General features: G+C 31.1%; 29 protein-coding genes and 5 tRNA genes. 16 read left to right on the top strand and 18 right to left on the bottom strand.

Going from position 1 to position 26565, the window contains the following annotated elements; translation table 11 throughout:
• Window positions 1-1032, top strand: coding sequence for a 5-methylcytosine-specific restriction endonuclease system specificity protein McrC (gene mcrC, locus ACKTTR_RS11225; RefSeq protein WP_408027921.1), 1032 nt, complete (start codon window positions 1-3; stop codon window positions 1030-1032).
• 292 nt (window positions 1033-1324) lie between these two features.
• The gene (locus ACKTTR_RS11220) at window positions 1325-2014 is read left to right on the top strand and encodes an SMI1/KNR4 family protein (RefSeq protein WP_408027920.1); all 690 of its coding nucleotides are present in this window, start codon (window positions 1325-1327) and stop codon (window positions 2012-2014) included.
• A gap of 556 nt (window positions 2015-2570) precedes the next feature.
• Here the strand turns inward: ACKTTR_RS11220 and ACKTTR_RS11215 are convergent.
• Together ACKTTR_RS11215 and ACKTTR_RS11210 are read right to left on the bottom strand one after the other, a co-directional pair.
• Window positions 2571-2846, bottom strand: a complete 276-nt coding sequence (locus ACKTTR_RS11215) for a hypothetical protein (RefSeq protein WP_408027919.1) — start codon at window positions 2844-2846, stop codon at window positions 2571-2573.
• A gap of 675 nt (window positions 2847-3521) precedes the next feature.
• Window positions 3522-3878: a winged helix-turn-helix transcriptional regulator gene (locus ACKTTR_RS11210; protein ID WP_408027918.1), complete on the bottom strand. Its 357-nt coding sequence runs from the start codon at window positions 3876-3878 to the stop codon at window positions 3522-3524.
• A gap of 113 nt (window positions 3879-3991) precedes the next feature.
• Here ACKTTR_RS11210 and ACKTTR_RS11205 point away from each other — a divergent pair, with 113 nt between their 5' ends.
• From ACKTTR_RS11205 to ygiD, 3 genes are all read left to right on the top strand, one after another.
• Window positions 3992-4501 (top strand): NAD(P)H-dependent oxidoreductase, encoded by a 510-nt coding sequence (locus tag ACKTTR_RS11205; RefSeq protein ID WP_408027917.1) that lies wholly within the window; start codon window positions 3992-3994, stop codon window positions 4499-4501.
• 18 nt (window positions 4502-4519) lie between these two features.
• Window positions 4520-5095, top strand: coding sequence for a YceI family protein (locus ACKTTR_RS11200; protein ID WP_408027916.1), 576 nt, complete (start codon window positions 4520-4522; stop codon window positions 5093-5095).
• Between the two features lie 133 nt (window positions 5096-5228).
• On the top strand, window positions 5229-6059 hold the full coding sequence (ygiD, locus tag ACKTTR_RS11195; RefSeq protein WP_408028007.1) for a 4,5-DOPA-extradiol-dioxygenase: 831 nt from the start codon (window positions 5229-5231) through the stop codon (window positions 6057-6059).
• A 57-nt stretch (window positions 6060-6116) separates the two neighbouring features.
• Here the strand turns inward: ygiD and ACKTTR_RS11190 are convergent, their stop codons facing one another.
• From ACKTTR_RS11190 to ACKTTR_RS11165, 6 genes are all read right to left on the bottom strand, one after another.
• Entirely contained in the window at window positions 6117-8336 is a 2220-nt protein-coding gene (locus ACKTTR_RS11190; RefSeq protein ID WP_408027915.1) for a nitric-oxide reductase large subunit, read from the bottom strand.
• A 10-nt stretch (window positions 8337-8346) separates the two neighbouring features.
• Window positions 8347-9066: an iron-sulfur cluster repair di-iron protein gene (ric, locus tag ACKTTR_RS11185; protein WP_408027914.1), complete on the bottom strand. Its 720-nt coding sequence runs from the start codon at window positions 9064-9066 to the stop codon at window positions 8347-8349.
• A gap of 65 nt (window positions 9067-9131) precedes the next feature.
• Window positions 9132-9572: an RrF2 family transcriptional regulator gene (locus ACKTTR_RS11180; RefSeq protein ID WP_408027913.1), complete on the bottom strand. Its 441-nt coding sequence runs from the start codon at window positions 9570-9572 to the stop codon at window positions 9132-9134.
• 115 nt (window positions 9573-9687) lie between these two features.
• Window positions 9688-10113 (bottom strand): DUF2147 domain-containing protein, encoded by a 426-nt coding sequence (locus tag ACKTTR_RS11175; protein ID WP_408027912.1) that lies wholly within the window; start codon window positions 10111-10113, stop codon window positions 9688-9690.
• A 45-nt stretch (window positions 10114-10158) separates the two neighbouring features.
• Window positions 10159-10686 (bottom strand): KdsC family phosphatase, encoded by a 528-nt coding sequence (locus ACKTTR_RS11170; RefSeq protein ID WP_408027911.1) that lies wholly within the window; start codon window positions 10684-10686, stop codon window positions 10159-10161.
• Complete coding sequence (locus ACKTTR_RS11165; protein WP_408027910.1) at window positions 10670-11428, bottom strand: Rossmann-like and DUF2520 domain-containing protein; 759 nt, start codon at window positions 11426-11428, stop codon at window positions 10670-10672. Before ACKTTR_RS11165 ends, ACKTTR_RS11170 begins: the two co-directional genes overlap by 17 nt.
• Before the next feature lie 153 nt (window positions 11429-11581).
• Between ACKTTR_RS11165 and ACKTTR_RS11160 the strand changes: the two genes are divergently transcribed.
• From ACKTTR_RS11160 to ACKTTR_RS11145, 4 genes are all read left to right on the top strand, one after another.
• Entirely contained in the window at window positions 11582-12991 is a 1410-nt protein-coding gene (locus ACKTTR_RS11160; protein WP_408027909.1) for an MATE family efflux transporter, read from the top strand.
• Window positions 12992-13066: 75 nt separating this feature from the next.
• Window positions 13067-14224: a trans-sulfuration enzyme family protein gene (locus tag ACKTTR_RS11155; RefSeq protein ID WP_408027908.1), complete on the top strand. Its 1158-nt coding sequence runs from the start codon at window positions 13067-13069 to the stop codon at window positions 14222-14224.
• The gene (bshB1, locus tag ACKTTR_RS11150) at window positions 14225-14941 is read left to right on the top strand and encodes a bacillithiol biosynthesis deacetylase BshB1 (protein WP_408027907.1); all 717 of its coding nucleotides are present in this window, start codon (window positions 14225-14227) and stop codon (window positions 14939-14941) included. It abuts the gene before it with no gap.
• A 55-nt stretch (window positions 14942-14996) separates the two neighbouring features.
• Window positions 14997-15072 (top strand) — tRNA-His (locus ACKTTR_RS11145).
• Window positions 15073-15155: 83 nt separating this feature from the next.
• Here the strand turns inward: ACKTTR_RS11145 and ACKTTR_RS11140 are convergent.
• Entirely contained in the window at window positions 15156-16064 is a 909-nt protein-coding gene (locus ACKTTR_RS11140; protein ID WP_408027906.1) for a lysophospholipid acyltransferase family protein, read from the bottom strand.
• Between the two features lie 89 nt (window positions 16065-16153).
• Here ACKTTR_RS11140 and ACKTTR_RS11135 point away from each other — a divergent pair, with 89 nt between their 5' ends.
• Entirely contained in the window at window positions 16154-16801 is a 648-nt protein-coding gene (locus ACKTTR_RS11135) for a rhomboid family intramembrane serine protease (protein ID WP_408027905.1), read from the top strand.
• Window positions 16802-16832: 31 nt separating this feature from the next.
• Here the strand turns inward: ACKTTR_RS11135 and ACKTTR_RS11130 are convergent.
• The 3 genes from ACKTTR_RS11130 to ACKTTR_RS11120 form a co-directional block, all read right to left on the bottom strand.
• A tRNA-Gly gene (locus ACKTTR_RS11130) sits at window positions 16833-16905 on the bottom strand.
• 43 nt (window positions 16906-16948) lie between these two features.
• A tRNA-Gly gene (locus tag ACKTTR_RS11125) sits at window positions 16949-17021 on the bottom strand.
• 42 nt (window positions 17022-17063) lie between these two features.
• Window positions 17064-17136: transfer RNA gene (locus ACKTTR_RS11120), tRNA-Gly, on the bottom strand.
• A gap of 512 nt (window positions 17137-17648) precedes the next feature.
• Between ACKTTR_RS11120 and ACKTTR_RS11115 the strand changes: the two genes are divergently transcribed.
• Together ACKTTR_RS11115 and ACKTTR_RS11110 are read left to right on the top strand one after the other, a co-directional pair.
• Window positions 17649-17843 carry a cold-shock protein gene (locus ACKTTR_RS11115; protein ID WP_133534483.1) on the top strand — a complete coding sequence of 65 codons (195 nt, stop codon included), beginning with the start codon at window positions 17649-17651 and terminating at the stop codon, window positions 17841-17843.
• A gap of 356 nt (window positions 17844-18199) precedes the next feature.
• On the top strand, window positions 18200-19081 hold the full coding sequence (locus tag ACKTTR_RS11110) for a DUF4238 domain-containing protein (protein ID WP_408027904.1): 882 nt from the start codon (window positions 18200-18202) through the stop codon (window positions 19079-19081).
• Window positions 19082-19426: 345 nt separating this feature from the next.
• Here ACKTTR_RS11110 and ACKTTR_RS11105 read toward each other — a convergent pair whose 3' ends face one another.
• Together ACKTTR_RS11105 and ACKTTR_RS11100 are read right to left on the bottom strand one after the other, a co-directional pair.
• The gene (locus ACKTTR_RS11105; RefSeq protein ID WP_408027903.1) at window positions 19427-19582 is read right to left on the bottom strand and encodes a hypothetical protein; all 156 of its coding nucleotides are present in this window, start codon (window positions 19580-19582) and stop codon (window positions 19427-19429) included.
• A 108-nt stretch (window positions 19583-19690) separates the two neighbouring features.
• On the bottom strand, window positions 19691-20137 hold the full coding sequence (locus ACKTTR_RS11100; protein ID WP_408027902.1) for a GNAT family N-acetyltransferase: 447 nt from the start codon (window positions 20135-20137) through the stop codon (window positions 19691-19693).
• Window positions 20138-20166: 29 nt separating this feature from the next.
• On the opposite strand from ACKTTR_RS11100, the gene ACKTTR_RS11095 reads away from it, so the two are divergent.
• Together ACKTTR_RS11095 and ACKTTR_RS11090 are read left to right on the top strand one after the other, a co-directional pair.
• Window positions 20167-20601 (top strand): GNAT family N-acetyltransferase, encoded by a 435-nt coding sequence (locus tag ACKTTR_RS11095; RefSeq protein ID WP_408027901.1) that lies wholly within the window; start codon window positions 20167-20169, stop codon window positions 20599-20601.
• Window positions 20602-20647: 46 nt separating this feature from the next.
• Window positions 20648-21532 (top strand): MBL fold metallo-hydrolase, encoded by an 885-nt coding sequence (locus ACKTTR_RS11090; RefSeq protein ID WP_408027900.1) that lies wholly within the window; start codon window positions 20648-20650, stop codon window positions 21530-21532.
• 34 nt (window positions 21533-21566) lie between these two features.
• Here ACKTTR_RS11090 and ACKTTR_RS11085 read toward each other — a convergent pair.
• Window positions 21567-21640, bottom strand: a tRNA-Met gene (locus ACKTTR_RS11085).
• 104 nt (window positions 21641-21744) lie between these two features.
• Here ACKTTR_RS11085 and ACKTTR_RS11080 point away from each other — a divergent pair.
• Together ACKTTR_RS11080 and ACKTTR_RS11075 are read left to right on the top strand one after the other, a co-directional pair.
• Window positions 21745-22128, top strand: a complete 384-nt coding sequence (locus tag ACKTTR_RS11080) for an START-like domain-containing protein (RefSeq protein WP_408027899.1) — start codon at window positions 21745-21747, stop codon at window positions 22126-22128.
• A 105-nt stretch (window positions 22129-22233) separates the two neighbouring features.
• Window positions 22234-23064, top strand: coding sequence for an aminotransferase class IV (locus tag ACKTTR_RS11075; protein ID WP_408027898.1), 831 nt, complete (start codon window positions 22234-22236; stop codon window positions 23062-23064).
• Window positions 23065-23066: 2 nt separating this feature from the next.
• On the opposite strand, the gene ACKTTR_RS11070 is transcribed toward ACKTTR_RS11075, so the two are convergent.
• From ACKTTR_RS11070 to ACKTTR_RS11060, 3 genes are all read right to left on the bottom strand, one after another.
• Window positions 23067-23624, bottom strand: coding sequence for a YqgE/AlgH family protein (locus ACKTTR_RS11070; protein ID WP_408027897.1), 558 nt, complete (start codon window positions 23622-23624; stop codon window positions 23067-23069).
• Between the two features lie 95 nt (window positions 23625-23719).
• The gene (locus ACKTTR_RS11065; RefSeq protein WP_408027896.1) at window positions 23720-24469 is read right to left on the bottom strand and encodes a LytR/AlgR family response regulator transcription factor; all 750 of its coding nucleotides are present in this window, start codon (window positions 24467-24469) and stop codon (window positions 23720-23722) included.
• A gap of 3 nt (window positions 24470-24472) precedes the next feature.
• Window positions 24473-26503 (bottom strand): sensor histidine kinase, encoded by a 2031-nt coding sequence (locus tag ACKTTR_RS11060; RefSeq protein ID WP_408027895.1) that lies wholly within the window; start codon window positions 26501-26503, stop codon window positions 24473-24475.
• Window positions 26504-26565: the final 62 nt, after the last annotated feature.

The following is a 26565-nucleotide window of genomic DNA, read 5'->3' as shown; positions in this document are numbered from 1 at the left end:
ATGCATATTCCTATTGAAAACATATATTATTTATTATGCTATGCTTGGAATAAGTTAGAAGAAAAAGAACGTGTAAATGTTGAGGTGAATGATAAAATGGAAATCCTAGACCTCTTCGCAAAAGTTTTAATAAATGCAACTAAAATATTACTCAAAAGAGGTATAGATAAAGATTACATTGAAACTACTGATGAATTGGCTGGAGTAAAAGGTAAAATCCAATTTAGCCAAACAGTAAAGAGTAATATATTATTTAAGCAAAGGACTATTTGCACTTTTGATGAGTTTTCATCAAACATTTTAACCAATCGCATTTTATTGACTTCAATTAAAACGCTAATCAAAACTAAAGGGCTTAATTCTGATTTAAAAAAAGAACTGAAAAGTTTACTGATAATGTTTGGTGGTATTGAGCCTATTAAAATGAGTAAATCTGTTTTTAGCCAAGTTAGATTAAATAGAAACAATCGATTTTATGGTTTTCTAATGAATGTTTGCCAAATCATCTATGAAAATACATTACCTACAGAGAAATCAGGAGAATATAAGTTTTCAGATTTTACAAGAGATAAAAATAAAATGAATCAACTTTTTGAAGCATTTATTAGAAATTTCTACCGCATTGAACAAACAGAATATCGTACGGTAAAACCTGAAATAATAAACTGGAATTTTGACTATACAGACATAGATAGTTTTCAATATGTACCTATAATGAAAACTGACATTACATTAGAAAATGCTGAACAGAAAATCATTATTGATGTCAAGTATTATAGAGAAACAATGTCGTTGAATTATTATAAGGAAAAAATTAAATCTAATAATTTATATCAGCTATTTAGTTACTTATTAAATCAAGAAGATGGTACAGTAAAAAGCGAAACAGCTAGAGGAATATTATTATATCCTACAATAGAGAAAGAATATGATTTAAGCTATGCATATAAGAGTCATCAAATTGAGATAAAAACATTAAATCTAAATACAAATTGGACGGAAATAGCTTCCCGTCTTAAATCAATTTTATAAGTAGTAAACTAAAAAATAAAGATTGTGTAATAAACTTTGTAGAAATATAAGAAGGTTAATTAATTCTGTAAAGAGGATTATAAAGAGTCATAGGAAATATAAGTATGTTAAAAATAAGATGTAGTGTAATGGTAAAGGTTTAAAAAGTATACAAACCGTAATAGAAAAATGTTTGTTTTTAGAATTTTGTTAGTTGCTAGTAGTGTTATTTAAAAATGAAGCAAAAGGCAAGGAGAAGTTTATAAAATATAGATTTTTGGTAGATTGCAGCTTACATAAAAACATACATACTATGAAAAACAAAATAGAAGAATTGTTAGCGATAATTTCAACAAAGTTTTCAGAAATAAGAGAAACATTACCTCCAGGAGCAAGTGATACAGCAATAGCGCGTATAGAAAAAGAAACTAACTTACCTGTACCGCAATCGTTAAAAGATTTATTAAAAATAACCAATGGAGACGAGAAGTGGGGTGAAAGTCCACACGGATTTTTTAGCTATTTTTTATATAGTTGTAATCGTATTATTGATACCTATAACTTTTTTAAAGAACGCGAAAACCAAGCTTATCCAGATAGTGTTTATCAAAAAGATTTGGTAAAAAATATTTTGTACAGTACCAAAAGGTTACCCTTTGCTACCGATGGCTCTGGTCAATACTTGTGTATTGATTATGATCCAGCAGAAAAAGGGATTTACGGACAAATTATTTACTTGCCATGTGGAGAACCAGAACCTGTTTCGGTTATTGCAGATAGTTTTGATGACTTTGTAGATTTTCTTATTGATGAATACAAAAATGATCGATTTTATATTGATGATGAAAGAACTGAATGGGATGAGGAAGAATGGACAGAATGGAAGGAAGACCAACAAAGTGATTATAGCAAAGTAGAAATTATTTTTGGACACACTCGTAGAAATGATTGGACGGATATTGCTGATAAATACAATAAAAAGAAAAGAATAGTAAGTAATTAATTAGTTATTGTCGTCATTGCGAGGAGGTAGGACGAAGCAATCTTTTCCTCGATGACTGTCATTTCGAAGGAGGTTATGACTGAGAAATCTTAATGTTATGAGTGACTCCCATTCATGAGATTACGTCACTCCACTGTGTTACGTTCGTAATGACGTTTGAGATGTCAGTTCGAGTGATTTTGTGCAACGTAGTAGAACAAAATAGTATCGAGAACCTTGTTATTACCGAATACTTCTCGATACAAAATTCCCTTCACTTCGTTTCGTGAATTTCACTCGAAGTGACAGTTAGGTGTAATTTTCGGCTTGCTTACTGAGGACGTTTTATTATCGTCATTGCGAGGAGGTAGGACGAAGCAATCTTTTTCTCGACTACTGTCACCTCGAATGGATATGAGAGGTCTTAATGTTATGAGTAACTCTGATTCATGAGATTTAGCTCCGCTGAACCTTACGGTTTCTCACACTTCGCTACAGCTCGGTTCGAAATGACCGTTTTTGATTAATTGGATTACGTTGTTATCCAATCCGACTTTAGTGTATGTAAGTAATCTTATTAAGAATACTCGTAAGTGCGTCTTTTTTCTAACCAAGAACTCACACTACCAAGTTCACGAGCTTGATAAAAATTATTCTCTCGTAAAATACAGTCGTTAGAAGCGTTAGTGTCTATTTTAATAAATCGGTATAAAACCAATTTTATAATAGACTCTCTTACTGACTCGTAGGTAGCTCCATTATTTTTATTAGCGTTAATTACTTCTTGAATAAAATTATCTATTCTATTAAACTTATTATCAGTTAATAAGGCTTTAAAAACTACTTCTTCCATAATTCATATTTTATATATGCAAAATTACTTGTTGGAATAATGATTTAAAAGGTGATATATGCAGAAAAAAATGTGGATTTCCGTAGTGGTGTCGGTGTTTATTGATTTCGATTATTGAAAAGAGGTACGATGAAGCAATCTTTTTCTCGACTACTGTCACCTCGAACTGATGTGAGAGGTCTCAAAGTAATGAGTAACTCCTATTTATGAGATTACGTCACTTTCCACTTCGACCATAGTTTATCTTGAGCGATAGTCGAAAGACTCAGTGTCCGTTCGTAATGACGTTTTGTAACGGTCTTTGTGAATAAAAGAGGGGTTATGGGTAAAAACCGACCTATTTTTAATTTAGTAGAATTCGAGGTTATGGAGTAGGAGAGAATCCAAAGAGTTTACGGTCTGGATTCGAATACTGAATATAACGTAGAATTCAAAAAAGGAAAAATAAGTCTTGATTTTTTGTTTCGTTTTGTATCAAGACAAAATGAAAGTATATGTTTGTGAGTAACTCTGATTTATAAGATTTAGCTCCGCTGAATCTCACGTTTTCTCTGTTGCTCATAAAATCTCTTCTTCGAAATGACCATTTTTGATTCATAAGATTACGTCACTTCGCAGCATTTCGTTTGTAATGACGTTATGTAATGTTGGGTGGAATAATAAAGAAGGATCAACTTACTTTAAAGTTAATTCTCTATGCTCAATTCCCCATTTAACCATAACATCTAAAGCAGTATGTAATCGCATTCCAGATTCTGTTAATTCATATTCAACCGTAACAGGAGTGGTATCGTAAATGGTACGCTTAATAATTCCGTTAGCTTCCAAATCTTTCAATTCTTTAGATAACATCCTTGGAGAAATTTTTCCAATATTTCTTTGCAATTCTTTAAAGCGCATTTTGCCATATAATAAGCTACCAATGATAGATAGTTTCCATTTTCCGCTTATTACATTTAAAGTGTCTCTTAGTGCCAATACATATTGAACAGAGCATCTTTTTATCTCTTCCATCTGAATGGTTGTTTCCATATTGTGTTGATGTTGGTATACTTTTGTATACTGGTATACTTAAGTATAGTAGTTACTTTTATATAGCAAATATACATACTTTTGTGATATAAAAAACAAGTAAACATAAAAGAATGAAATACTTAGTAATTGTAACACACCCAAATATTGAGGAGTCAAAAGTTAACAAAACTTGGATAGATGAGCTGCAGCAGCATGATGATAAAGTAACAATTCATCAATTATATAAAGAGTATCCAGATTTAAATATTAATGTAGCAAAAGAGCAAGAGTTATTATTGAATCATGATAGTATAATTATTCAATTTCCGTTGCATTGGTTCAATACTCCATTTTTATTTAAAAAGTGGATGGATGAGGTATTAACGTATGGTTGGGCTTTTGGACCTGAAGGTGACAAGTTAAAAGGAAAAAAACTCCGTTTATCGGTATCAACAGGAGGTACTGAAGAAACCTATAATAGTTTTGTATCTTTAGAAGAGTTATTAAAATCAGTAACTGTTTCGTTTCAGTATTGCGGATTAGAAATGTTGCCATTGCACGTGTTTTACGGAGCCAATGACAATCCGAAGTTTGAAGATATAAAAGTAAATTCTAAACAATACGCAGATTTAATCTTATAATTATAAAAACCATAAACAATGAAAAATTTAAAAAATCCTTTAGTGTTAGTATTAATTGCATTTGCAACACTATCGTTTACTACCATTACAAAAGAAGTAAAAAAAGTAAATACCAAAGAAAGTAAAGTGGTATGGAAAGGTTATAAAGTAACAGGTTCTCACGAAGGAACGGTTAGTTTACAGTCAGGGATATTAAACTTTGAAGAAGATAAGTTAGTAGGAGGAGAGTTTACGATAGATATGACTTCTATAGCTGTAACAGATTTATCTGGAGAGTACCAAAAAAAGTTAGAAGGGCATTTAAAATCAGATGATTTTTTTGGTGTGAATAATCACCCAACAGCAAAATTAGTTTTTACTAAGGTGAAAGCTAAAGGAAAGAATTCGTACGAAGTAACAGCTGACCTAACAATAAAGAATAAAACAAACCCTGTTACTTTTCAAATTTCTGTTTACGGAGGAAAAGCAACAGCATCGTTAAAGGTAGATAGAGCAAAGTATGATGTGAAATACGGTTCTACAAGCTTTTTTGATGGTTTAAAAGATAAGGCAATTTACGACGAGTTTGATTTGGTAGTTGATTTGGTTTTTTAAAACCCAACTAAGATTGTATGCATGCCTCAAACGTTGGTTTGAGGTATGTTTTTTAAATAAAGCTAAACAAGAGTCCCTTATGAAACGAACGACGTTTTTACAGTTATTAGGGTTAGCATCAGTAAATTTGAGTATGGGAACATTAAGTGGGTTAAAAAAGTTATCAGATAGTTTACCTGTTTCTCAAACAATGCCAGTGTTGTTTTTAGGACATGGTAGTCCTATGAATGCTATTGAAGAAAACGAGTTTACTAGAGGTTTTCAGAATATTTCAAAAACTCTTCCTAAGCCGAAGGCAATCATTTGTGTTTCGGCACATTGGTTTACCAAAGGAACAAAAGTAACTGTGATGGAAATGCCCAAAACAATTCATGATTTTGGTGGTTTTCCTCAAGAGTTATTTGAGCAGCAATATCCAGCAAAAGGAAATCCAGAATTGGCAAAAGAAACCAAACAATTGTTACATCCTAATTTTGTGGAATTAGATGAGCATTGGGGTTTAGACCATGGTGCTTGGACCGTATTAAAGCATTTATTTCCGAAAGCTGATATACCTGTAATTCAATTGAGTATTGATTATACCAAAGATGCTAATTATCATTTTGAATTGGCTAAACAGCTAACATCTTTAAGACAGAAGGGGGTATTGATTATTGGTAGTGGAAACATTGTTCATAATTTACGAATGGTTGACTGGAAAAATTTTGATAAGGATGATTACGGATATGATTGGGCTATTGAAGCAAGAGAAACGGTTAATACATATTTATTAGAAGGAAATTATCAACCTTTGATTGATTATACAAAACAGTCAAAAGCTTTTCAGCTTGCAATACCAACTCCGGATCATTATTTACCGTTAATTTATAGTTTAGGGTTGCAACAAAAAAATGAAGAAATTCAGCTTTTTAATGATAAACTATTAGCGGGTTCTTTAAGTATGACCTCGCTAAAAATAGGGTAATAAAAAAAGTCTGTATAGATGGGGTCTACACAGACTTTTTATAAAAATAAAGAGGGGTTACGATTTTTGTTTTATTGCATTAACTGTTGTTCTTACCACAAACCAGCAGAAACATACAATACCTAAAGAGAATACAATGTCTCCTATCATTCGCATCCATTTTAAGGTTTGTACTGTTGGATTGTATAATAATTCAGGATCTCTGGCAAAAGAATACCCTTTGGTAATTGAAGTATATGCTTGAATTATACCTACAGGTAATAAGCTTAATACCACCATTAATACCAATCCACCGTTTAAAAACCAAAAAGCATTTTTTACGAGTTTTTCGTTCCAAGCAATGTTTGAATACAAACGTAAGCAGATTAAAATAAAGCCCATACCTAACATTCCATATACTCCAAATAATGCAGTATGTGCGTGTACAGCAGTTGTGTTTAATCCTTGGATGTAGTACAATGCAATAGGAGGGTTGATTAAGAACCCGAAAACACCAGCACCGACCATGTTCCAAAAGGCAACAGCAATAAAGAAAAATATAGGCCATTTGTAACGTTGAATCCAAGCATTCTTTTTCAATAAATTCCAGTTTTCTCTAATTTCAAAGCCCATTAAGGTAAGTGGTACCACTTCTAAAGCACTAAACGTAGCTCCTAATGCAATGGCTTGTACTGGAGTTCCTGAATAGTATAAGTGGTGTAAGGTACCTATGATACCACCTGCTAAGAAAATAGTAGCAGAAGCTATCGCTGTTTTTCCTGCTGTTTTGGTTGAAATTATTTTCATACGAGAGAAAATATAGGCAATAATCACCGTTGCAAATACTTCAAAGAATCCTTCTACCCATAAGTGTACGAGCCACCATCTCCAATAATTAATTACAGGTAGTGAACTGTTTTCTCCATACATTAATCCTGAGAAAAAGAACATACCAATAGCAACTACAGCTATTAATAGGATAGAAAGTAAATGTTTTGAGTCGTCTTTTTTACGGATACCATACAGTACGTGTCTACCAACCATAACTACCCATAAAATTAAACCAATACCTAAGAATATTTGCCAGAATCTACCTAAATCCATGTACTCGTATCCTTGGTGACCAAAGAAGAAATTAGTGGTTAAGTCTAAAAATTGGTGTACACCTAACCATTCTCCAAGCATAGAACCCAAAACAATAATTAACAAGGCGATAAACAAGAAGTTAATTCCGAAAACTTGGTACTTCATTTCTTTACCACTAATAATTGGAGCCAAGAATAATCCTGTTGCTAACCATGTAGCGGCAATCCAAAATACAGCAAGTTGTGTATGCCATGTTCTAGAGATTGAATACGGAAGATATTCAGATAAATTAAAACCAAAAAAAGCTTGACCTTCTACCGTATAGTGTACAGTAACAATACCCAAAACAACTTGTAATACAATAAGAAGTGAGATTACTAAAAAGTACTTTAATACCGCTTTTTGAGATCTAACTAATTTTAAGTCTAATAAAGGGTCTTTGCTTGGGTTTGTTACCGCTTCTCCTTTCTCATGATTTCTGATATAGTAATAGGTTAATACTCCAATAAATAGTAATAATAAAATTATTGAGAAGCCTGACCACAGCTGTGAATCGGGAGTAATTGTATTATTAATTAACGGTTCATGAGGCCAGTTAGAAGTATAGGTATAGTCTTGACCAGGTCTTTCTGTACTGGCAGCCCAAGAAGTCCAGAATAAAAAGGCATTAAGCTTAGCGAGTTTTTCAGTATCAGTTAATGCTCCTTCTGGAATGGCATATTTTTCATGACCTTTTGAAAAGATATTAGCATAGTATGCAGAGTTTGCTTTAATGGCTTTTTTTCGCTCTTTAGAAATTGTTATTGATTGGTCTTTTTCATTAAAAGTGTTGGTTCTAATATCTTTTACCAAACGAGCTTTTAAGGCAGCTTTGTTTTCTTCATCTAAAGCATCATAGTTGGTGTTAAAGTCTTTTTTAGCCCAGTAGTTTAATAAGTAAACAGCCTCTTTATGAATCCAATCAGCTGTCCAGTCTGGGGCTACATAACTTCCATGACCCCAAATAGAGCCGACTTCCATTCCTCCGATAGATTCCCAAACATTTTGTCCATCTTGTATGTCTTTTTTAGTGTATATAGTTTCATTACTTCCGTTAACTTTTACTGTTTCAGGTATAGGGGGTTGGGTTTGATAAATTTCTGTACCTACCCATATTAATGCAATAAATGATAATACCACTACTGCAATAAATCCAGTCCAAATTTTTCTCATTATTAATTATTTAATTTAATTGATTTTCTAATTTGATTGCTTTTTTAAATAGAATATTGTTTTCTAAATGAATGTGTTTGTGTAAGTCTTCTTCAAACTCTTGTAGCATTGCTAAAGCAACTTTGTAAGTGTTACAAGCGTCTTCAGGTGGAGTGTAATTATTTGTAAGTTTTGCAATTGTTCTAAATCTACTACCTTCATTATCATGTTCAGTATGCATCATGTTTATAGGGTTTTCTACCGTACCAAATGGAGGAGGAGAAAGGGGAGTGTTTGAGTTACTTGCCTCAACTAACTTTTTTATAAAAGGAAATAAAATAAGTTCCTCTTTTTTCATATGTGTGGTAAGTTCTCCGGCACTTTCTTTAAAGAGTTGCATTACCTCGTGTAGCTCAGGATGGTTGTCACCATGTACTTTAGCTATTTTGGTTAGATATTCTAAAATTTCAGGAATTTGTTTTTCCACATATGTATGGTGATTTTTGTAGATATAATCACACAAAAAATCTAAGGACCAGCTTTGATAATCGTTATTAGATTTAGAGCCTCTATCAATGCGAATTAGTTTATTGATTAATGTATCAGGAACAATGTTCTTTTTTGTAGCAACTTCTTGAATAGTTCTGTTACCGTTGCAGCAAAAATCAATTCCGTATAATTTAAAAATTGTAGCTGTTTTATAGTTTTTAGCAACTATGTCTGCTACTGTTGTGTTGTTATCTATTTCCATTTTGTTTCTATTTATTGTTTATAAATCATAAAAAGACCTTTTTATCTTTTATTATTGTAAATTTTTTATTCCCGTTTTAGCCAAAAAGTATTTTTCTTGTCGTTTGTGTATAATACATCATGAAGGGTGTTTCCTTCTAACATTTTTCTTAAGTTATCTCTAATTTCTACAAATTTAAAATGAAGAGGGCACGGAGAGCTATCATCGCATTGTTTTAAACCCAATCCGCAACCTGTGTAAATACTATCACCATCTAATACACGAACCACATCACTTAAGCGAATCTTTTTAAGGTCAGCTTTATTAATTACAAAACCGCCATAAGGACCTTTAATAGAATCAATGATATTATTTTTTGTTAAAATTTGTAATATTTTCCCTGTGAAAGCTTCTGGAGAATCAATAGCGGCAGCAATAGCTTTTACACCAACTTTATTATCTAAGCTAGATTGTTCTGCAACAAAAATAGTTGCTCTTAAACCGTATTCACAAGATTTTGAAAACATATAAAATAGTATGCTACAAAGATATTAGTTTTCTTTAAAAAAGACACTAAAGTCTTTTATTTTTTTATAAAAAAAGCACCATTAAAAAATGATGCTTTTTGAATGTTTTTTAGGTTTAGTTTTTTCGGTGCCAGTAAGCTGTTCTACCAAAGGCAGCAAAACCTATGTAACCTCTAATTTTTAACTTGTTGTCGTTTTCAAGTTTAATATAACACTTGTATTCTTTTCCGTTTTTAGGATCTAAAATTTTTCCGCCACTCCATTCGTTACCATCTTTTTTTAGTCCTGTTAAAATATTCATTCCTAAAATAGGATTGTTTTTACGCTTTCCATTACATTTATCACAAACAGCTTCTTGACGATTTTTGTCTGTAATCTCAATAATTTTAGCGTAAGCCTTTCCATCTTTTTTATATACTTCTATTACAGAATCAACTTTGTTGGTTTCTTCGTCACGGTTTTCCCATTTTCCGAAAATAGTTTGTGCGCTCATAGAAAAGCTAACAGTTGTAAATAATAAAGCAAAAAGTATTTTTTTCATAATCTAAAAGTTTTAATAGTATATCGTTTTCAAAAAGTATTCCAATTAATCGTATTGCGCATCAAAGTTACTATCCCATTTTCCTTGTACGCGTAAAACTTGCTCTATAATATCTCTAGCACAACCGTTACCACCAGTTTTATCAGAAATGTATTTTGAAATTTGTTGTATTTCACGAGCTGCATCGTTAGGGCAAGAAGGCATACCAACAAGTTTCATTACAGGGTAATCAGGGATGTCATCTCCCATGTACACTATATTTTCTGGGTTTAGTTTATATTTTTCAACTAATTCATTAAACTGTTGAATTTTATCATGAGCTCCTAAATAAACATCGGTAATACCTAAGCCTTCTAAACGTGTACGTACTCCTTCGTTTTTTCCACCAGAGATAACACATACTCTATAGCCAGCTTTTACAGCAGCTTTTAAGGCATATCCATCTTTAATATTCATTTGACGTACAAGCTGTCCGTCAGGAAAAACGGTAACAATTCCGTTAGTTAATACTCCGTCTACATCAAAAATAAAGGTGTCTATTTGAGGTAAGTATTCTTTATAACTCTTTTCCATTTTGTTGGATTGATTTTGTAATAAGTTTATAAATTTCTTGTTGTTCAGCATTTAATAATGCTAAATGATTTTGAATAGTTTTTTGGTCATTTCTTTTGGCAGGACCTGTTTGTGCTGCCTTAGGACTCAACTCGGTTATTTTTTGAGCTGTTTCCTGAATTAAGGGAAGTAATACTTCAAAAGGAACTTGATGTTCGTTGCAAATATCAGCACCAATTTTATACATATGATTGGTGAAATTGTTTACAAAAACAGCAGCAACATGTAATCGTTTACGTTGTTCTGAGTTGATACGGTATATCTTTTTTCCAATAGATTTAGCAAGTGCTTCTAATAACTGTAAATCTTCTTCGTTTTCAGCTTCTAAACAAAAAGGAATTTCATCAAAGTTCACATCTTTGTCTTTAGAAAAGCTTTGTAATAAGTAAAAAATACCTTTACGTCCAGTGTTTTGTAATGATTGCATGGCTACGCTACCAGAAGTGTGCACCACTAAACCATTTTTTTGTTCAATTTTACGAGAAACATCACCAATAGCATCATCAGAAACCGCAATGATATACACATCGGCTTTTATTAAAAGTTCTATACTATTTGTAATAGGAGTAGCTTCTTTTAAATGTTGAATTTGCTCAATATTTCGAGCATACATTTGTACTAACGATACTTCGTTTGTTTTACTAAAAGCATTGGCTAAATGTGTAGCTACATTTCCGCCTCCTATAATGACAACCTTAATCATAGCACGAAGATATTGAAATTAATTAAAATTAATTTTGCATATTTGTGCCATTATGATTGTATAAGTCACCTCAAATAGTAGTGTTGCTTGAGCAACAAATAGTTAGGTCTTACTCTTTGTTAAGACAATTTTATGTATTTATAAAACTTTATAATGACTAATCACAATCAAACATCAAAAGAAACCATATTCTCACTTTTTAAAGATGCTGTTTTAGGAAGACAGCAAGATTTCACGACAGGAAGTATTCGTAAAGCAATTTTTTTATTAGCAATTCCGATGATTTTAGAAATGCTGATGGAATCTATTTTTGCCTTGGTAGATATTATTTATGTATCGAGAGTGAGTGTAAATGCCGTAGCTACTGTAGGACTAACCGAATCGGTACTTACTTTGGTATATGCGGTAGCCATAGGTTTAAGTATGGCGGCAACCGCTTTGGTTGCTAGAAGAACGGGAGAGAAGGATTCTGAAGGAGCAAATCAAACAGCAGTACAAGTTATTTTTTTAGGAGTTTTTATTTCTATCCTTATTAGTATTGTTGGAATTGTATATCCAAGAGAAATACTAGCACTCATGGGAGGCGAGCCTGATTTAATTGCTGAAGGTTACGGATATACTCGTGTATTATTGGGTGGAAACATAACGGTAATGTTATTGTTTTTAATTAATGCTGTTTTTAGAGGGGCAGGAAATGCATCTATTGCAATGTGGACGTTGATTTTATCTAACGGATTAAACATTATACTTGATCCTATTTTTATTTTTGGGTTAGGGCCGATACCTGCATACGGAGTAGAGGGAGCAGCCATAGCTACAACTATAGGAAGAGGGACGGCAGTTATAGCGCAATTAGGAGTATTGTTTTTTGGAGCAGGTAAAATAAGATTAGTCGTTAAAGATTTAGTAGTAAGAGTTTCTGTAATGATAAACTTAATAAAAGTGTCATTAGGTGGAATAGGGCAGTTTATTATTGGAACTTCAAGTTGGGTATTTTTAATGCGAATTATGTCTGAATTTGGTAGTGAAGTGTTAGCAGGATATACAATTGCGATTCGAATTATGATGTTTACTTTGATGCCTGCTTGGGGAATGAGTAATGCAGCAGCGACATTGGTAGGTCAAAACTTAGGAGCAGAACAACCAGAGAGAGCCGAAAAATCCGTTTGGATAACTAGTAAATACTGTGCCTTTTTTATGGGAGCTGTCTCATTAATTTACATATTCTTTGCTCCAACTTTTTTAGGATGGTTCTCTGAAAACACTGAAGTTGTTGAAAACGGAGCTTTGTGTTTGCAAATTATGGCAGCTGGATACATAGCGTATGCTTATGGAATGGTTGTAATTCAATCTTTCAATGGTTCAGGAGATACCAAAACTCCAACGTATATCAATTTTGTGTGCTTTTGGTTATTTCAATTACCGTTTGCATACGTAATGGCTATTACGTTAGACTTTGGTCCTATAGGAGTCTTTTTAGCAATAACTTTAGCAGAAATTTTAATTGCAGTTGTTGGTATTTGGATGTTTAAAAAAGGAAAATGGAAATCTGTTAAGGTGTAAGGTAGTTTTTGTAACTTAGCTATTAAAGTTCTGTAAAGAAATCTAAAGTCTAAGATTTTAAAACCTCTTATAACTATGAATACCAAGCAAAAATTAGGCATTAATACTATTTGTACGCATGTTGGTGAAATAAAAGATGAACAGTTTAAAGGAGCCATTTCGCCTATATATATGTCAACTTCTTATCAATTTGATAATGTTGATGTAAAAAGATATCCACGTTATTTTAATACGCCTAATCAAGAAGCCTTGTGTAAAAAAATAGCAGCTTTAGAAAAAACGGAATCAGGTTTATTATTTGGTTCAGGTATGGCTGCCATTAGTACTTCTTTACTAGCTTTTTTACAAAAAGGAGATCATGTAGTATTACAAGAAACACTATATGGAGGAACCTATAATTTTGTGGTAGAAGAGTTTGATAAATTTGGAATAGAATATTCGTTTACCAATAGTTTAGCTATTGAAGATTTTGAAAAAGAAATCCAGCAAAACACACGTGTAATTTTTATTGAAACACCATCCAACCCTTTACTAAGAGTAGTAGATATAAAGTCTGTCGCGAGTTTAGCAAAACAGCATGGTATAATAACAATGATTGATAATACCTTTGCCTCACCAATTAATCAAACACCAGTTGATTTTGGGATTGATATTATGATACATTCTGCTACCAAGTATATGGGAGGTCATTCAGATATATTAGCAGGAGCCGTTGCTGCCTCAGAAGAGCACGTACAACGAATATGGAATTTAGCAAAGAATTTAGGAGGTAGTTTAAGCGATTTTACAGTGTGGATGTTAGAACGTAGTTTAAAAACAATGAACTTACGTGTAAAACGCCAAAGCAAAAACGCTTTAAAAATGGCAAAATACCTAGAGAAAAATGAACATATAGCTAGGGTGTACTACCCAGGATTAAAATCGCATACAAATTATGAGTTGGCTAAATCTCAAATGAAGTATTTTGGAGGTATGTTGTCTTTTGAGTTACAGGAAGAAATAGATGCTATGACTTTTCAACGTAATTTAAAGCTCATAAAACCGTCTATGAGTTTAGCAGGAGTAGAAAGTACGGTGTTGAGCCCTACACAAACCTCACATGCGTTGCTTTCACCTGAAGAAAGAGCAAAACAAGGAATAAAAGATGGGCTTATTCGTTTTTCGGTAGGAATAGAAGAAACAAAAGATTTAATTAAAGATATAGAACAAGCATTACAAAAAACAATACAATAAATGAAACTAGATATATTAGCTTTTGGGGCACACCCAGACGATGTTGAATTAGGATGTGCAGCTACCATAGCCAAAGAAATTTCGGAAGGGAAAAAAGTTGGGATAGTTGATTTAACTCGTGGAGAGTTAGGAACAAGAGGTTCTGCCGAACTGCGTGATACAGAAGCATCGATAGCTGCTGACATTTTAGGCGTTTCAGTACGAGAAAACTTAGGCTTTGCAGATGGCTTTTTTAAAAATGATAAAGAACATCAACTAGAAGTTATAAAAATGATACGTAAGTATCAACCTGAAATAGTTTTGTGTAATGCTATTGACGATCGTCATATTGATCACCCTAAAGGAAGTCAGTTAGTGTCAGATGCTTGTTTTTTAAGTGGTTTACTTAAAATAGCAACAGAGTTAGATGGAGTTCAACAAGAGAAGTGGAGACCGAAACAAGTTTATCATTATATACAATGGAAAAATATTGAACCTGACTTTGTGGTGGATGTTACTGGTTTTATGGATAAAAAAATAAGTTCAGTTATGGCGTATTCATCACAGTTTTTTGATCCGAAAAGTAACGAGCCTGAAACACCAATAACTAGTAAAAACTTTACTGATAGTATAGAGTATAGAGCAAGAGACTTAGGAAGATTGATAGGAGTTGATTTTGCAGAAGGCTTTACATCAGAACGTTACGTAGCGGTAGAAAATTTAAGTAAATTAATTTAAAAAAAAGTTTTGCCAAAATACTAAAAGCTTGTATATTTGCACCCGCAAGTTACATGGTGATTGTAGCTCAGCTGGTTAGAGCGCCGGATTGTGGTTCCGGAGGTCGCCGGTTCGAACCCGGTCTTTCACCCAAAACCTTCTCTATTTGAGAAGGTTTTTTTGTGTTTTAAATTTACTTTTTAAAATTAGTATTGAATAAAAAAAGCTTCTCAGTTTATTGAGAAGCTTTTTTGTTTTTTAGCCATTGATTGTATTTATCTTTATGCTTAAAACGTTTATGTGTCCATAAATAAAACTCTGGTTGAGTTTTAATATGGGCTTCAGTAATTTTTAAGTACTTATCAGTAATTTCAAAGTTTTCAAACTCTTTTGGAGTTTCAGTTATAAGTTCAAAATTAGCTTCATAATATCCTCTTTTTACCTTAGTAATATTCATGTTAACAATAGCAAAATTGTATTTTTTAGCTAAAATTTCCATTCCAGTATGAACAGGAACCCAGTTGTTTAAAAATGTAGCCCAATATCTAGTTTTATGTACTTGAGGAGATTGGTCGCTCAATAAAATGTATAGGCTTTGTATCTTATTCTTTACACGTTCTTCTAACTTTTTATTAAAAAGCCCAGTAGGAACACCATCGTAACCAAACTTTGTCCTTGATGATTTGATAACTTTTTCAAAGTACGGATTTTGAATTCTAGTGTAGGCTCCATAACAACTTATATTGGCTTTTAATGGAAGTCCAAAAGAAAGCTCCCAATTAGATTGATGAGCCCCAGTTAGTATAATGCTTCTTCCTTTAGCAGCTAATTCATTTATAACTTCAATGTTTTTGTACACATACCTTTTTTCAATTTGCTTTTTTGATATGGTAAAAGATTTAATGCTTTCAAAAATTAAATCCACAAAGTGTTTATAGAATTTTTGGGCAATGATTTTTATTTCCTTGTCATTTTTATCTGGAAAAGCCATTTTTAAGTTTTCTACAACGACTTTTTTACGATATCCAACAAGACCGAAAACAATAAAGCGAAAAAAATCAGAAATTATATATAATAATCTCATGGGTAAAATTGATAATATCCATATAAGTGGATAAACAATAATAAATATGAGTAGTTTCATTAAGTTTTAATTTTAGGCAAATATCGTATTAATTAATGAATGATTTACTTTATTAACTTTTGTTTATGTTTGTGCATATATATAAAATTATGAGTCAAATTATTATAATATTAATTGTAGCTAATGTATTAGTGTCTCTCAAAGGATTTAGCGATGCTGCTTTTTTTGATCGCTATAAATTTCAAGTTCAAAGAATATTGGGTGGAGAGAAAATACGAATGTTAACTTCAGGTTTTTTACATGTAGATTGGTTGCATTTAGGATTTAATATGTATGCTTTGTATTTGTTTGGAAAAGTAGTTGACTCAAGTTTTGGAACATTAAACTTCGTCTTAATCTATTTTGCAAGTTTAATAGCAGGAAGTATGTATTCGTTGTATCAACACAAAAGAGTACCTTATTATAGTGCGGTTGGTGCATCAGGAGCTGTGTCTGGAGTGATTTTTTCTTCTATAATGTTATATCCAAGTATGGAGTTAATTATGTTGCCGATACCTATTCCAATTCCAGGGTATGTTTTTGGTATAGGGTATTTGTTGTATTCTATTTACGGAATGAAAAACCAAGTAGGTAATATAGGTCATTCAGCTCATTTAGGAGGCGCTATTGGTGGATATTTGATAACATTAGTGTTACGACCAAGTGTAATAACAAATCATACAATAATGGTTGGTATTATGGCGCTAATTATTCTAGGGTTATTTTTCTTTGGAGATAAGTTAAAACTAAATAAATAAAAAAAACCGAAACTAATGTTTCGGTTTCTTGAGCGGGAGACCAGGTTCGAACTGGCGACATTCAGCTTGGAAGGCTGACGCTCTACCAACTGAGCTACTCCCGCGGTAAAGACTTTTGTAATTTCTTACAATTATGTAAAAACTTTGAGCGGGAGACCAGGTTCGAACTGGCGACATTCAGCTTGGAAGGCTGACGCTCTACCAACTGAGCTACTCCCGCGGTAAAGACTTTTGTAATTTCTTACAACTATGTAAAATTTTGAGCGGGAGACCAGGTTCGAACTGGCGACATTCAGCTTGGAAGGCTGACGCTCTACCAACTGAGCTACTCCCGCAGTAAAGCGGTTGCAAATATAAGACTGTTTCTAATATCTGCAAATATTTTTTTGAAAAAAATAACAAAAACGATATCTTTAATAGGTAGCTTTCAGAAAGTGAATAACATAGGTTTATAAAGATTTTATAAGTTGCAAGGGTAGTTTTATAAATGTGAATGTAAAATATAATCTTGTATAGTAAAAAAGAGTATAAAAATCGGTTTTTATTATATGTGTAGCGTATGAAATTATGGTGTTTAAAATTAAAAAGAAACTAATTTTCCAATAATCAATTAAAAAAGAGTATCTTTGTATCGTTCAAGTAGAACATCTTAATTATTTCAAAGTAGTATATAGTAATTAGTTTTTTGAGTTTATTCTCTTCTTGTCTTTTTTTATCTCATTATTCCTTTATTTTTTAAGTGTTTATAAGCATGATAGCCTTTGTAATTATGTAATTACATTATAGGAGGTTATATAAAGGTTCTTCTTTTACAAAACATTACATAATAATTTAAAACTTAAGCAAGATGCAAGAAGGCACAGTAAAATTTTTTAACAACTCAAAAGGATTTGGGTTTATTACATCATCAGAATCAGGAGAAGATATTTTTGTACATAACTCAGGATTGATTGACGATGTTAGAGAGAATGACAAAGTACGTTACGATACCGAACAAGGTAAAAAAGGCTTAAACGCTTTTAATGTAGAGATTTTAGACTAAAGTTGTGGTTAGTTTATAACTTATACATAACTATATAGTAAAGGCTATCTGAAAAGATAGTCTTTTTTTATTCTTAAATTTTAAGTAAATCACGTAAAAAATGACTAAAGACTGTTTTGGACAACCAGATTTTACAAAACTGATTCAAATAACTAAAAATTAAATCAAAGAATTTATGAAGATTTTACAAAAGCAAAAAAATAATAGCTATAGTATTTTAAAATGCTTTTATATGTTGGTGTAATAAGTTGGTAATTAGTTTTTTGATGTGTTTTAAACTGTAGGTTCTCCGATACCTGAAAAACGGAAAAGCTCTTTGATATTATTGTAGTAAGTTTGGTAAATTTTTTTAATAAATGTCTACACCTAAAAAACATCATTATTTGCCTGAGTTTTATTTAAATGGGTTTACTAATGAATTTGGGAAGTTTATGATTTATAAACTTGAAAAGGCTAACTTCGTTAAAAATGGAAAAGAATTTTATCCAAGTTCTTATTTTTTTGAAAGAGATTTAAATACTATTAAATATAAAAGAAAGAGTTTTTACTTTTTAGAAAAACAATTTTTCTCATCGTTAGATGAACAAGCATATAAAGTCATTGATAAATTAAGATCTTCTGATTCTAGTCAAAATTTTAATGTTGAGGAGCTTGATTTACCTTTTTTAAATTTTTTTGTTTTATTTATGTTTTGGCGTTCACCTCAAAGGGTTAATCAAATAGATTTAATTATAAAACAAAATACTTTTAGAGATTTAGGTTTCATGATTGATGATTCAAAATTGCCTATGGATAAAGTTGAATTAAAAAACAAGGAAGAAGAGTTTAAAAACAGTGATGTTTTTAATAAATCATTTAAATTGATAGGGCCTTACCAAAACTTAATAAAAGGGCTTGAAAGAAATAGTAAATTTAATTACCATTTAATCAGAATTCCTAAGGAATTTCCGAGTTTAATATCAGATGAACCTATTATTAGAGAAAATAATGATTCAGAAATTGGTTTCGTAGAATACGTTTTTCCTATCTCAGGTGATTTGTTATTCATTAAATCTAAAAAATACCCCGAAATTAATCCTATTAGATTGAAATTGTGGGTAGATGCTATTCTATATAAACAAGCAATAAGTTATGTAACTTGTACTAATAGTGATTATATTCAACATTTAGACAATTTAATTTTAGAATATGGAAATGTAGATAATATAAAAATTAAACTTTTCGAAGCTCTTAAATAAATAATCTTTTTTTTAACTAACTACAACCACTTCATTTGAAGTGTTTTTTTATTGTCAAAAGATTAAGTGAATGATTCAAAGTAGAATAAGTGATAAAAAAAAGAACCCACTCAAAAAAGATTGAGTGGGAAAATTGCTATGAAAAAGAACTTAAGACGTCTCTTAAGTACTGCTAAGATACTTATAATTTAATGGATAGAAGAATAAAAAAGCGTAAAAAAATTAAGGTTTAACCATAAAAAACAAATCTTTTTGATTTGTAGTACTAATAATAAAGTACAGATTGTATGATTGAAGTGAAGTGTTAATGAAAGAGAAAAAAAGCGGGAAAACCCGCTTAGTATTTTAAAAGGGTTGAGGTTGACATTGAGGTTCTGCACAACCAAACCAAATTCGAGAACAGGTATTGTCAGGTAATAAACATTGTGCTTTACCACCATTAATAGATCGTTGTTCCTTTTTGTTTAAACTAATTCCTAAGTTTGAAATATTTTTAATCATAATAAAAGTTTTAAGTTTCTCAAACTTAGATTATTTAAAGTAAACTATTTGAAAATAAACCGTAATATAAGTAAGGTTTTACATTATTTTTAGGAAGCTTTATTATTCTTAAAAGAAAGATTTTTCATCCCTTATAATTTTTAGAAAATGGAAACCATAGATTTCAAAACCTTCGTTGTAATAAAACTTATGAGATTTTCTATTCCCAGTATACGTATTTAATTCAACAGCTTCACATCCTTTAGATTTTGTATAATCATATACCCATTTAAAAAGCTGCTTACCAATATTGTTACCTCTATAGTTTTCATCAACAATTACATGGTCAGGTTCTACACTCTTACCAATGTAGTGTCTAGTGCTGTACCAAAGTCCGCAAATACCTATTAGTTTATCATCATCAAAAACACCTATGCATTCATAGTTAGGGTATGCTGCCATTTCTAAAACTCTAGCTTTTAAAATATCTTTTGGTGTTGTAGTATTGGCCTTGCGTAAAAGAGGAAGAATTGTAAGAATATCTTCTTTGCTAATCAGGTTAAAATTTATATTCATTCTGTATTTTTGAGTTAAAGAAATTTCAGATGATAAAAATAAAAAATATATCAGCTCAAGAAACTTATGATATTCGATTAGCTGTTTTACGAAACAACATTGATTTACCTTACAAGTTTAAGGAAGATGAGCATGATAGTAGCTTTCATTTAGGGGCTTTTCACAATAATAAATTGGTAGGTATAGCATCTTTTATACAGAGTAAAACAGAAGTTGTAAAAGGAGAGCAATATCAGTTAAGAGGAATGGCTACTTTACCAGAGGTTAGAGGAATGGGAGCTGGAAGGTTATTGTTAGAAGAAGCAAAAAATATTTTAAAGACTAAAAATATTGATGTTTTATGGTGTAATGCAAGAAAAGAAGCTGTTGGTTTTTATAAAAGTTTAGATTTTGTAATAATAGGAGAGGAGTTCGAAGTGGAAAAAGTAGGTCCTCATTTTAAAATGTATTATATTGTAAACTAGTAGTTTGTTTCTCGACCATTATTCAAAAAAACTAAAACATTTTACAATGAAAACTTCATTATTATTACTAACTACTTTCTTTGTTATATTATCATTTAATGCCTTTTCACAACAAAAAGAAGTTAAAATAACTTCAGAAAAACTAACAGAAAATATATATGTTTTAAGAGGGCAAGGAGGAAATATTGGAGTTTTTGTAGGGGGAAATGGTGTGTTTATGATTGATGATCAATTTGCTCCTTTAAGTAAAAAGATACTTGCAGCTATTAAAACAATTACAGATAAACCAATAACCTATTTGGTTAATACACATTGGCACGGTGATCATACAGGAGGAAATGCTAACTTTCAAAAAGAAGGAGCTGTAATTGTTTCTCATGAAAATGTACGTAAACGAATGAGTATTGAGCAAGTTATTAGAGGTAAGAAAAGACCAGCATCACCTAAAGAGGCATTACCAGTAATTACCTTTTCAAAAGATATACAGTTTTATATTGATGATGAACCAATTATGATTACCCATATTCATAATGCGCATACTGATGGAGATGCATTAGTGTACTTTGGAAATAGTAATGTATTGCATGTAGGAGATGCTTATTTTCAAGGGAAATTTCCATATATAGATCTAAATTCTGGAGGTACCATCGATGGGTATATTGAAGGTGTTAAAAAAATGATAATGATAGCCGATGATGATACTAAAATAATCCCAGGACATGGAAATGTATCGTCAAAGGAAGAATTAAAAATATATTTAAGTATGTTAAAAGACTTAAAAAGTGTAATAGCATCAGAAATAAAAAAAGGAGTGAATTTAGAAGAAGTGAAAAAAAATTCTTCATTAATAGAGAAATATAAAAGCTATAATGGTTGGATTACAGAAGAAAAAATAAAAGAAACTATTTATAAAAGTTTGAAAATGAATTAAAAATAAAAACCCAAATCGAAAGATTTGGGTTTTGTAGCGAGGAGCAGATTTGAACTGCCGACCTCAGGGTTATGAATCCTGCGCTCTAACCAACTGAGCTACCTCGCCTGATTGCGGGTGCAAATATAATTACTTTTTGGTTTTAGGCAACAAACATTTAAATTTTTTTTTAAAAAATAATTATCTATATTGGCACTTAAACAAAAAAATAGATGAGCAAAGTTAAATTTGAATTAGAGTTTCCTATTCATGCATCTCCAAGCATGTTATATCAATATTTTGCAACACCAGCAGGTTTAGAAGAATGGTTTGCAGATAGAGTAAATTCACGAGGAAAGCTTATTACATTTATTTGGGATGACTCTGAAGAAGAGGCAAAGATAATTACCAAAAAAGCAGACGAACGTATTAAGTTTAAATGGACTGAAAGTGAAGGTGATGATAGTTATTTTGAATTCAAAATACAGGTAGACCCATTAACAAAAGATGTTGCTGTAATTGTTACAGATTTTGCTGATGATGAAGATGATGCGGAAGAAGCAAAAATGCTTTGGCAAAACCAAATAGAAGAATTAAAGCATACAATAGGAGCTTAACACACAAAGAGAAAAGAACCAAAAGAAAAACTCGACAATTTTGTCGAGTTTTTTTGTGGCTAATATTTACCTAAATTGTAAGTTTGCAATTAAAATTTTTAAGAAATGGTAAACTTTAATGGAACTTTAATTTCTGATAACGAAGTACAAATTTCAACAAAGAATAGAGCTTTTAAGTATGGCGATGCTATTTTTGAAACAATTAAAGTATTAAATGGTAAAGTTGTTTTTGTTGAAGACCACTATTTTAGGTTAATGGCTTCAATGAGAATGCTTCGTATGAAGATACCTATGAAGTTTACCCTCGAGTATTTACAAGAAGAAATTCTTAAAGTAGTAAAAGAACTGCCTGAATCTTCTACTTATAGAGTACGACTAACTGTTTTTAGAAAAGATGGGGGGTTATATGAGCCACTTACAAACGAGATAGATTATATTATAGAAGGAACTCCATTGGGGCACACAGAAAAAGAAGTGTACAGGATGGATGTTTATAAAGATTTTTATAATTATTCAGGATTGCTTTCAACAATAAAAACAACAAACAGAATGTTGAATACATTAGCTGCTGTTTTTGCCAAAGAAAATGATTTAGATAATTGTATTTTACTAAATGAACGTAAAGGTGTTGTTGAAACAATTAATGGTAATATTTTTATTGTAAAAGGAAGCACAATAAAAACTCCAGCTTTAACTGAAGGGTGTATCAAAGGAATCATAAGAAAAAAAGTAATTGAGATTATAGAAAAACACCCAGAGTATACAATAGAAGAAACAACTATTTCCCCTTTTGAAATCCAAAAAGCAGACGAAGTTTTTATAACGAACGCTATTGTAGGAATTCAACCAGTTACTAATTATCGTAAAAAAGAATTTTCAACAGATATAACTAATAAAATAAAAAGTAGTTTAAAACTTGCGACAGTAACTAGTTAAACCTAGTTCATTTGAATGTCGCTAGGAGCATTTGCCCAAATTTTATACTTACCACCTCTTTCTAATAGTTTTTCTTTCCAAAAACCTTGATTACCGGTGGTTAAAATATTTTCGTAGTCATTCTCTGTTATAAACCAAGAGTTCATTAACAGTTCTTCTTCTAATTGGTTTGTCCCCCAGCCAGAATAGCCTAAAAAGAAACGAATATCACTAGCTTTTAACTGTTTATTATTTAATAACTCTTTTAAAAGATCAAAATTTCCCCCCCAGTAAATACCGTTTGCAACTTCAATACTGTTAGGAAGTAAGTGTGGAACTTTATGGATAAAATATAAATTATCCTGTTCTACTGGTCCGCCCTGATATACTGTAAAATCACAGTCTATCTCAGGGATTAAATCGCTGAGTACATGGTCTAAAGGTCTGTTTAAAATAAAACCTACCGAACTTTTTTCATTATGCTCAGTAAGTAAAACGATGGTTCTTTTAAAAGAACTATCATTTAAAATTGCTGGTTCAGCAATTAATAACCTACCTTTTTCCGGTTTAAATGCAACCATAATTTTTTAGTTTATAAACACTAAGGTAAATAAAAATTTAATAAAACTTTAACAAAAGTGTTAAAAAACCAGAGGAAAAAGGTAAAAAACTGTAATTACATTTTTTCTAAAACGCTAATGACTTCATTTTTTTTGCGAACAGAAACAGGAACTGTTGTTTTGTTTTTTAAAACTAAATATCCTCCATCAGATTTTATAAATTCTTTAATAAATTGAATATTAATTAGATGGCTTTGGTGAACTCGTAAGAAATCGTACTCCTTTAACATATCAGCAAAGTGTTTTAAAGTTTTTCCAACCAATATTTTTTGTCCATCATTCATAAAAAACTCTGTGTAATTATTATCGGACTGACAACGAACAATATCGTCTAAATTTACCACCATAATCTTGTCAGAAGTGTTTAATGATATCTTTTTAGGACGTTGATTCGGTTTTGAAATGGATTGTTGCAGGACTGTTAACTGTTCTTTATCGGGTTTAATTTGATTTTTTGCTTTGTTAATTGCATTGGTTAAATCCTCATTTGAATATGGTTTTAATACATAATCAATGGCGGCAAACTTAAAAGCTTTAATTGCGTACTCGTCGCTCGCAGTAACAAAAATAATTTTTGAAGATAGGTTTGGGTGAATTTCTAAAACGTCGAAACCTGTACCATCACCTAACATAATATCTAAAAATAAAATGTCTGGTTGTTGTTTTCGTAAAGTTTTTGATGCTTCAACCACACTTTTAGCAGTGCCAATAATTTCAATTTCTGGATGAAACTGAGTAAGATCGTTTTGCAACATTTCTAAAGCTGTTGGCATATCGTCTACTAAAATTGCAGAAAGTTTTTTCATGTTTTAAAAATCAGTTTTTAAAGGAATTTTAAATACTACTTTAGTCCCTATTACTTTTCCTTCATCATGTATTTCATTAATAGAAAAAGCACTATTTTTTGATAGGTTTCGAATTCGTTCTTGTGTAACTTTTAAAGCTACGGATTTATGTGAGCTAACTTTTTTAAGTTCTTTTGATTGATGAACACCAATACCATTATCTACTATTTCACAATGTAAAAGATCATTTTTTATAGAGAAACTGATTGTAATTTTTCCTTTTTCAACAGAAGAGATTCCATGTTTTATACTGTTTTCAACAAAAGGTTGTATTAACATTGGTGGAATCAGAATTTCTTCAGCATCAATGGAAAGATTTGTAGTTATTGAATATTCAAAGGTATTTGAGCTTATCTGTTGCTCTAGTTCAATATAATTTTTTAGTGTGGTAATTTCTTCAGCTAAGCTAATTTCTTCTTGTCTAGAATTGTGTAAAACACCACGTAAAAGAGTAGCAAATTTACTAATGGTTGTATTTAATTCAACTAATTTCCCTGAGTTACCCAATGCTTTAATTCCATTTAAAACATTAAAAATAAAATGCGGATTCATTTGTAATTGCAAGGCTTTTTGCTCTAGAGATATCAAATGATTTTCCAGTTCTAATTTTGCAACTTTAGCTTTATTTTTAGCTTTAATTTTTCTGATATATGACCAAACGATGAGTGTTAAAATTATACAGGCTATCCCAATGCTAGACCAAATAAACCAACTTTTTTTATAAATAGGAGTATCAATAAAAAAATTAAATTCAATAGGGGTGCTTTCTATTTTTCCAATTCTTGATTGAGCTGAAAATGTATAGTTTCCCGGAGATAGATAAGCTAAATCAATAGCGCTTTTAGTACTCCAAGGACTGGTTTGATTGTTGAGTGTGTAGCGATACTCTAAGTTATTTGAGTTGCTAATATTTATTGTTTTGTAATAAAAAGAGATATGGTTTTTATCTGCAGGGAGTTTTAGAGTTTTACTGTAGTTGTTTATGTTAATACTATCTAAAGGAGTAAAAACCACCTCAATTTTTTCAAAAGAAATAGTAGGCTTTTTTTGTACTGGTTTGTTACTTTTAATAAAGTAAACTCCCTTATCTTTTGTAGAAACCCAAGTGTTATTTTCATTGTCTTGAAAAGCACTGGTAATTTTATTCGTGGTTAAGGTATTATATTTATTAATGTTTTTAACGAAATTAAAATTAGCATCTAGTACTTCAATACCATTATCTTCAGAGATAACCCAAAATTGATTATTGATTTTTTTAATTTCAGTAACATTTTGTGCAGTGATGGTTTGTGTTTCTACTTCGTTATTTCTAATGAACTTTAGCCCTTTGTTATAGGTAGTTGCAACGATAGTTTTTCCGTTAATTAAAAGAGAAGTATAATTATTTACATCAATTCTTTTTAAAACTTCAGGATTGATAAGCTTATCAAGCTTCCATAAAGATTTATTAGTAGCTATCCAGTAAAATTTTCCATCAAATAACATATCATTTATTTGATTTAGGTCAATTTGAAAGTTAGTACGAAGAGGAGAGAGGTAGTCTTCACGAACTCTAACAATTCCTTTGTTAGTACCTAAAAAAGTATGGTTTTTAACGGTTAAAATGCAGTTAACATTGTTGCCTTCAAAATTAGTAAACCCATGATGGTTTTTTATACTTAAACCTTTATCAGTACCTATAAAAATAGTATTTCCTTTTGAAGAAATAGTATTGATGTTATTAGAAATAAGCCCATTTTTTGTAGTAAATGTTGTAAACTCATTTCCGTTAAATCGAATTAAGCCGTTATTAGAAGCTAACCAAATATAACCAGTTTTATCTTGAGAACTGTTGTTTATGTGTAGGCTTGGTAACCCATTTTTTTTGGTGTAAGTTTTTAAAGGTTGATTTTGAGCAGAAACACTTATCAGACCATAAAAAAAACAGCAAAGCATAAAAAAAACAAAATTTTGTACTGAGTGTTTTTGAGTACTCAATACAAAATTGTTTCTCATAGCTGTTTTTGTAATATGATATTGGGTTTTCATCATAACAAAAATACTTAAATAAAACGTCA

The sequence above is a fragment of the Tenacibaculum litoreum genome, from assembly GCF_964513915.1.
Classification (GTDB): domain Bacteria; phylum Bacteroidota; class Bacteroidia; order Flavobacteriales; family Flavobacteriaceae; genus Polaribacter; species Polaribacter litoreum.
This window is presented reverse-complemented; position numbering and strand designations above follow the sequence as displayed.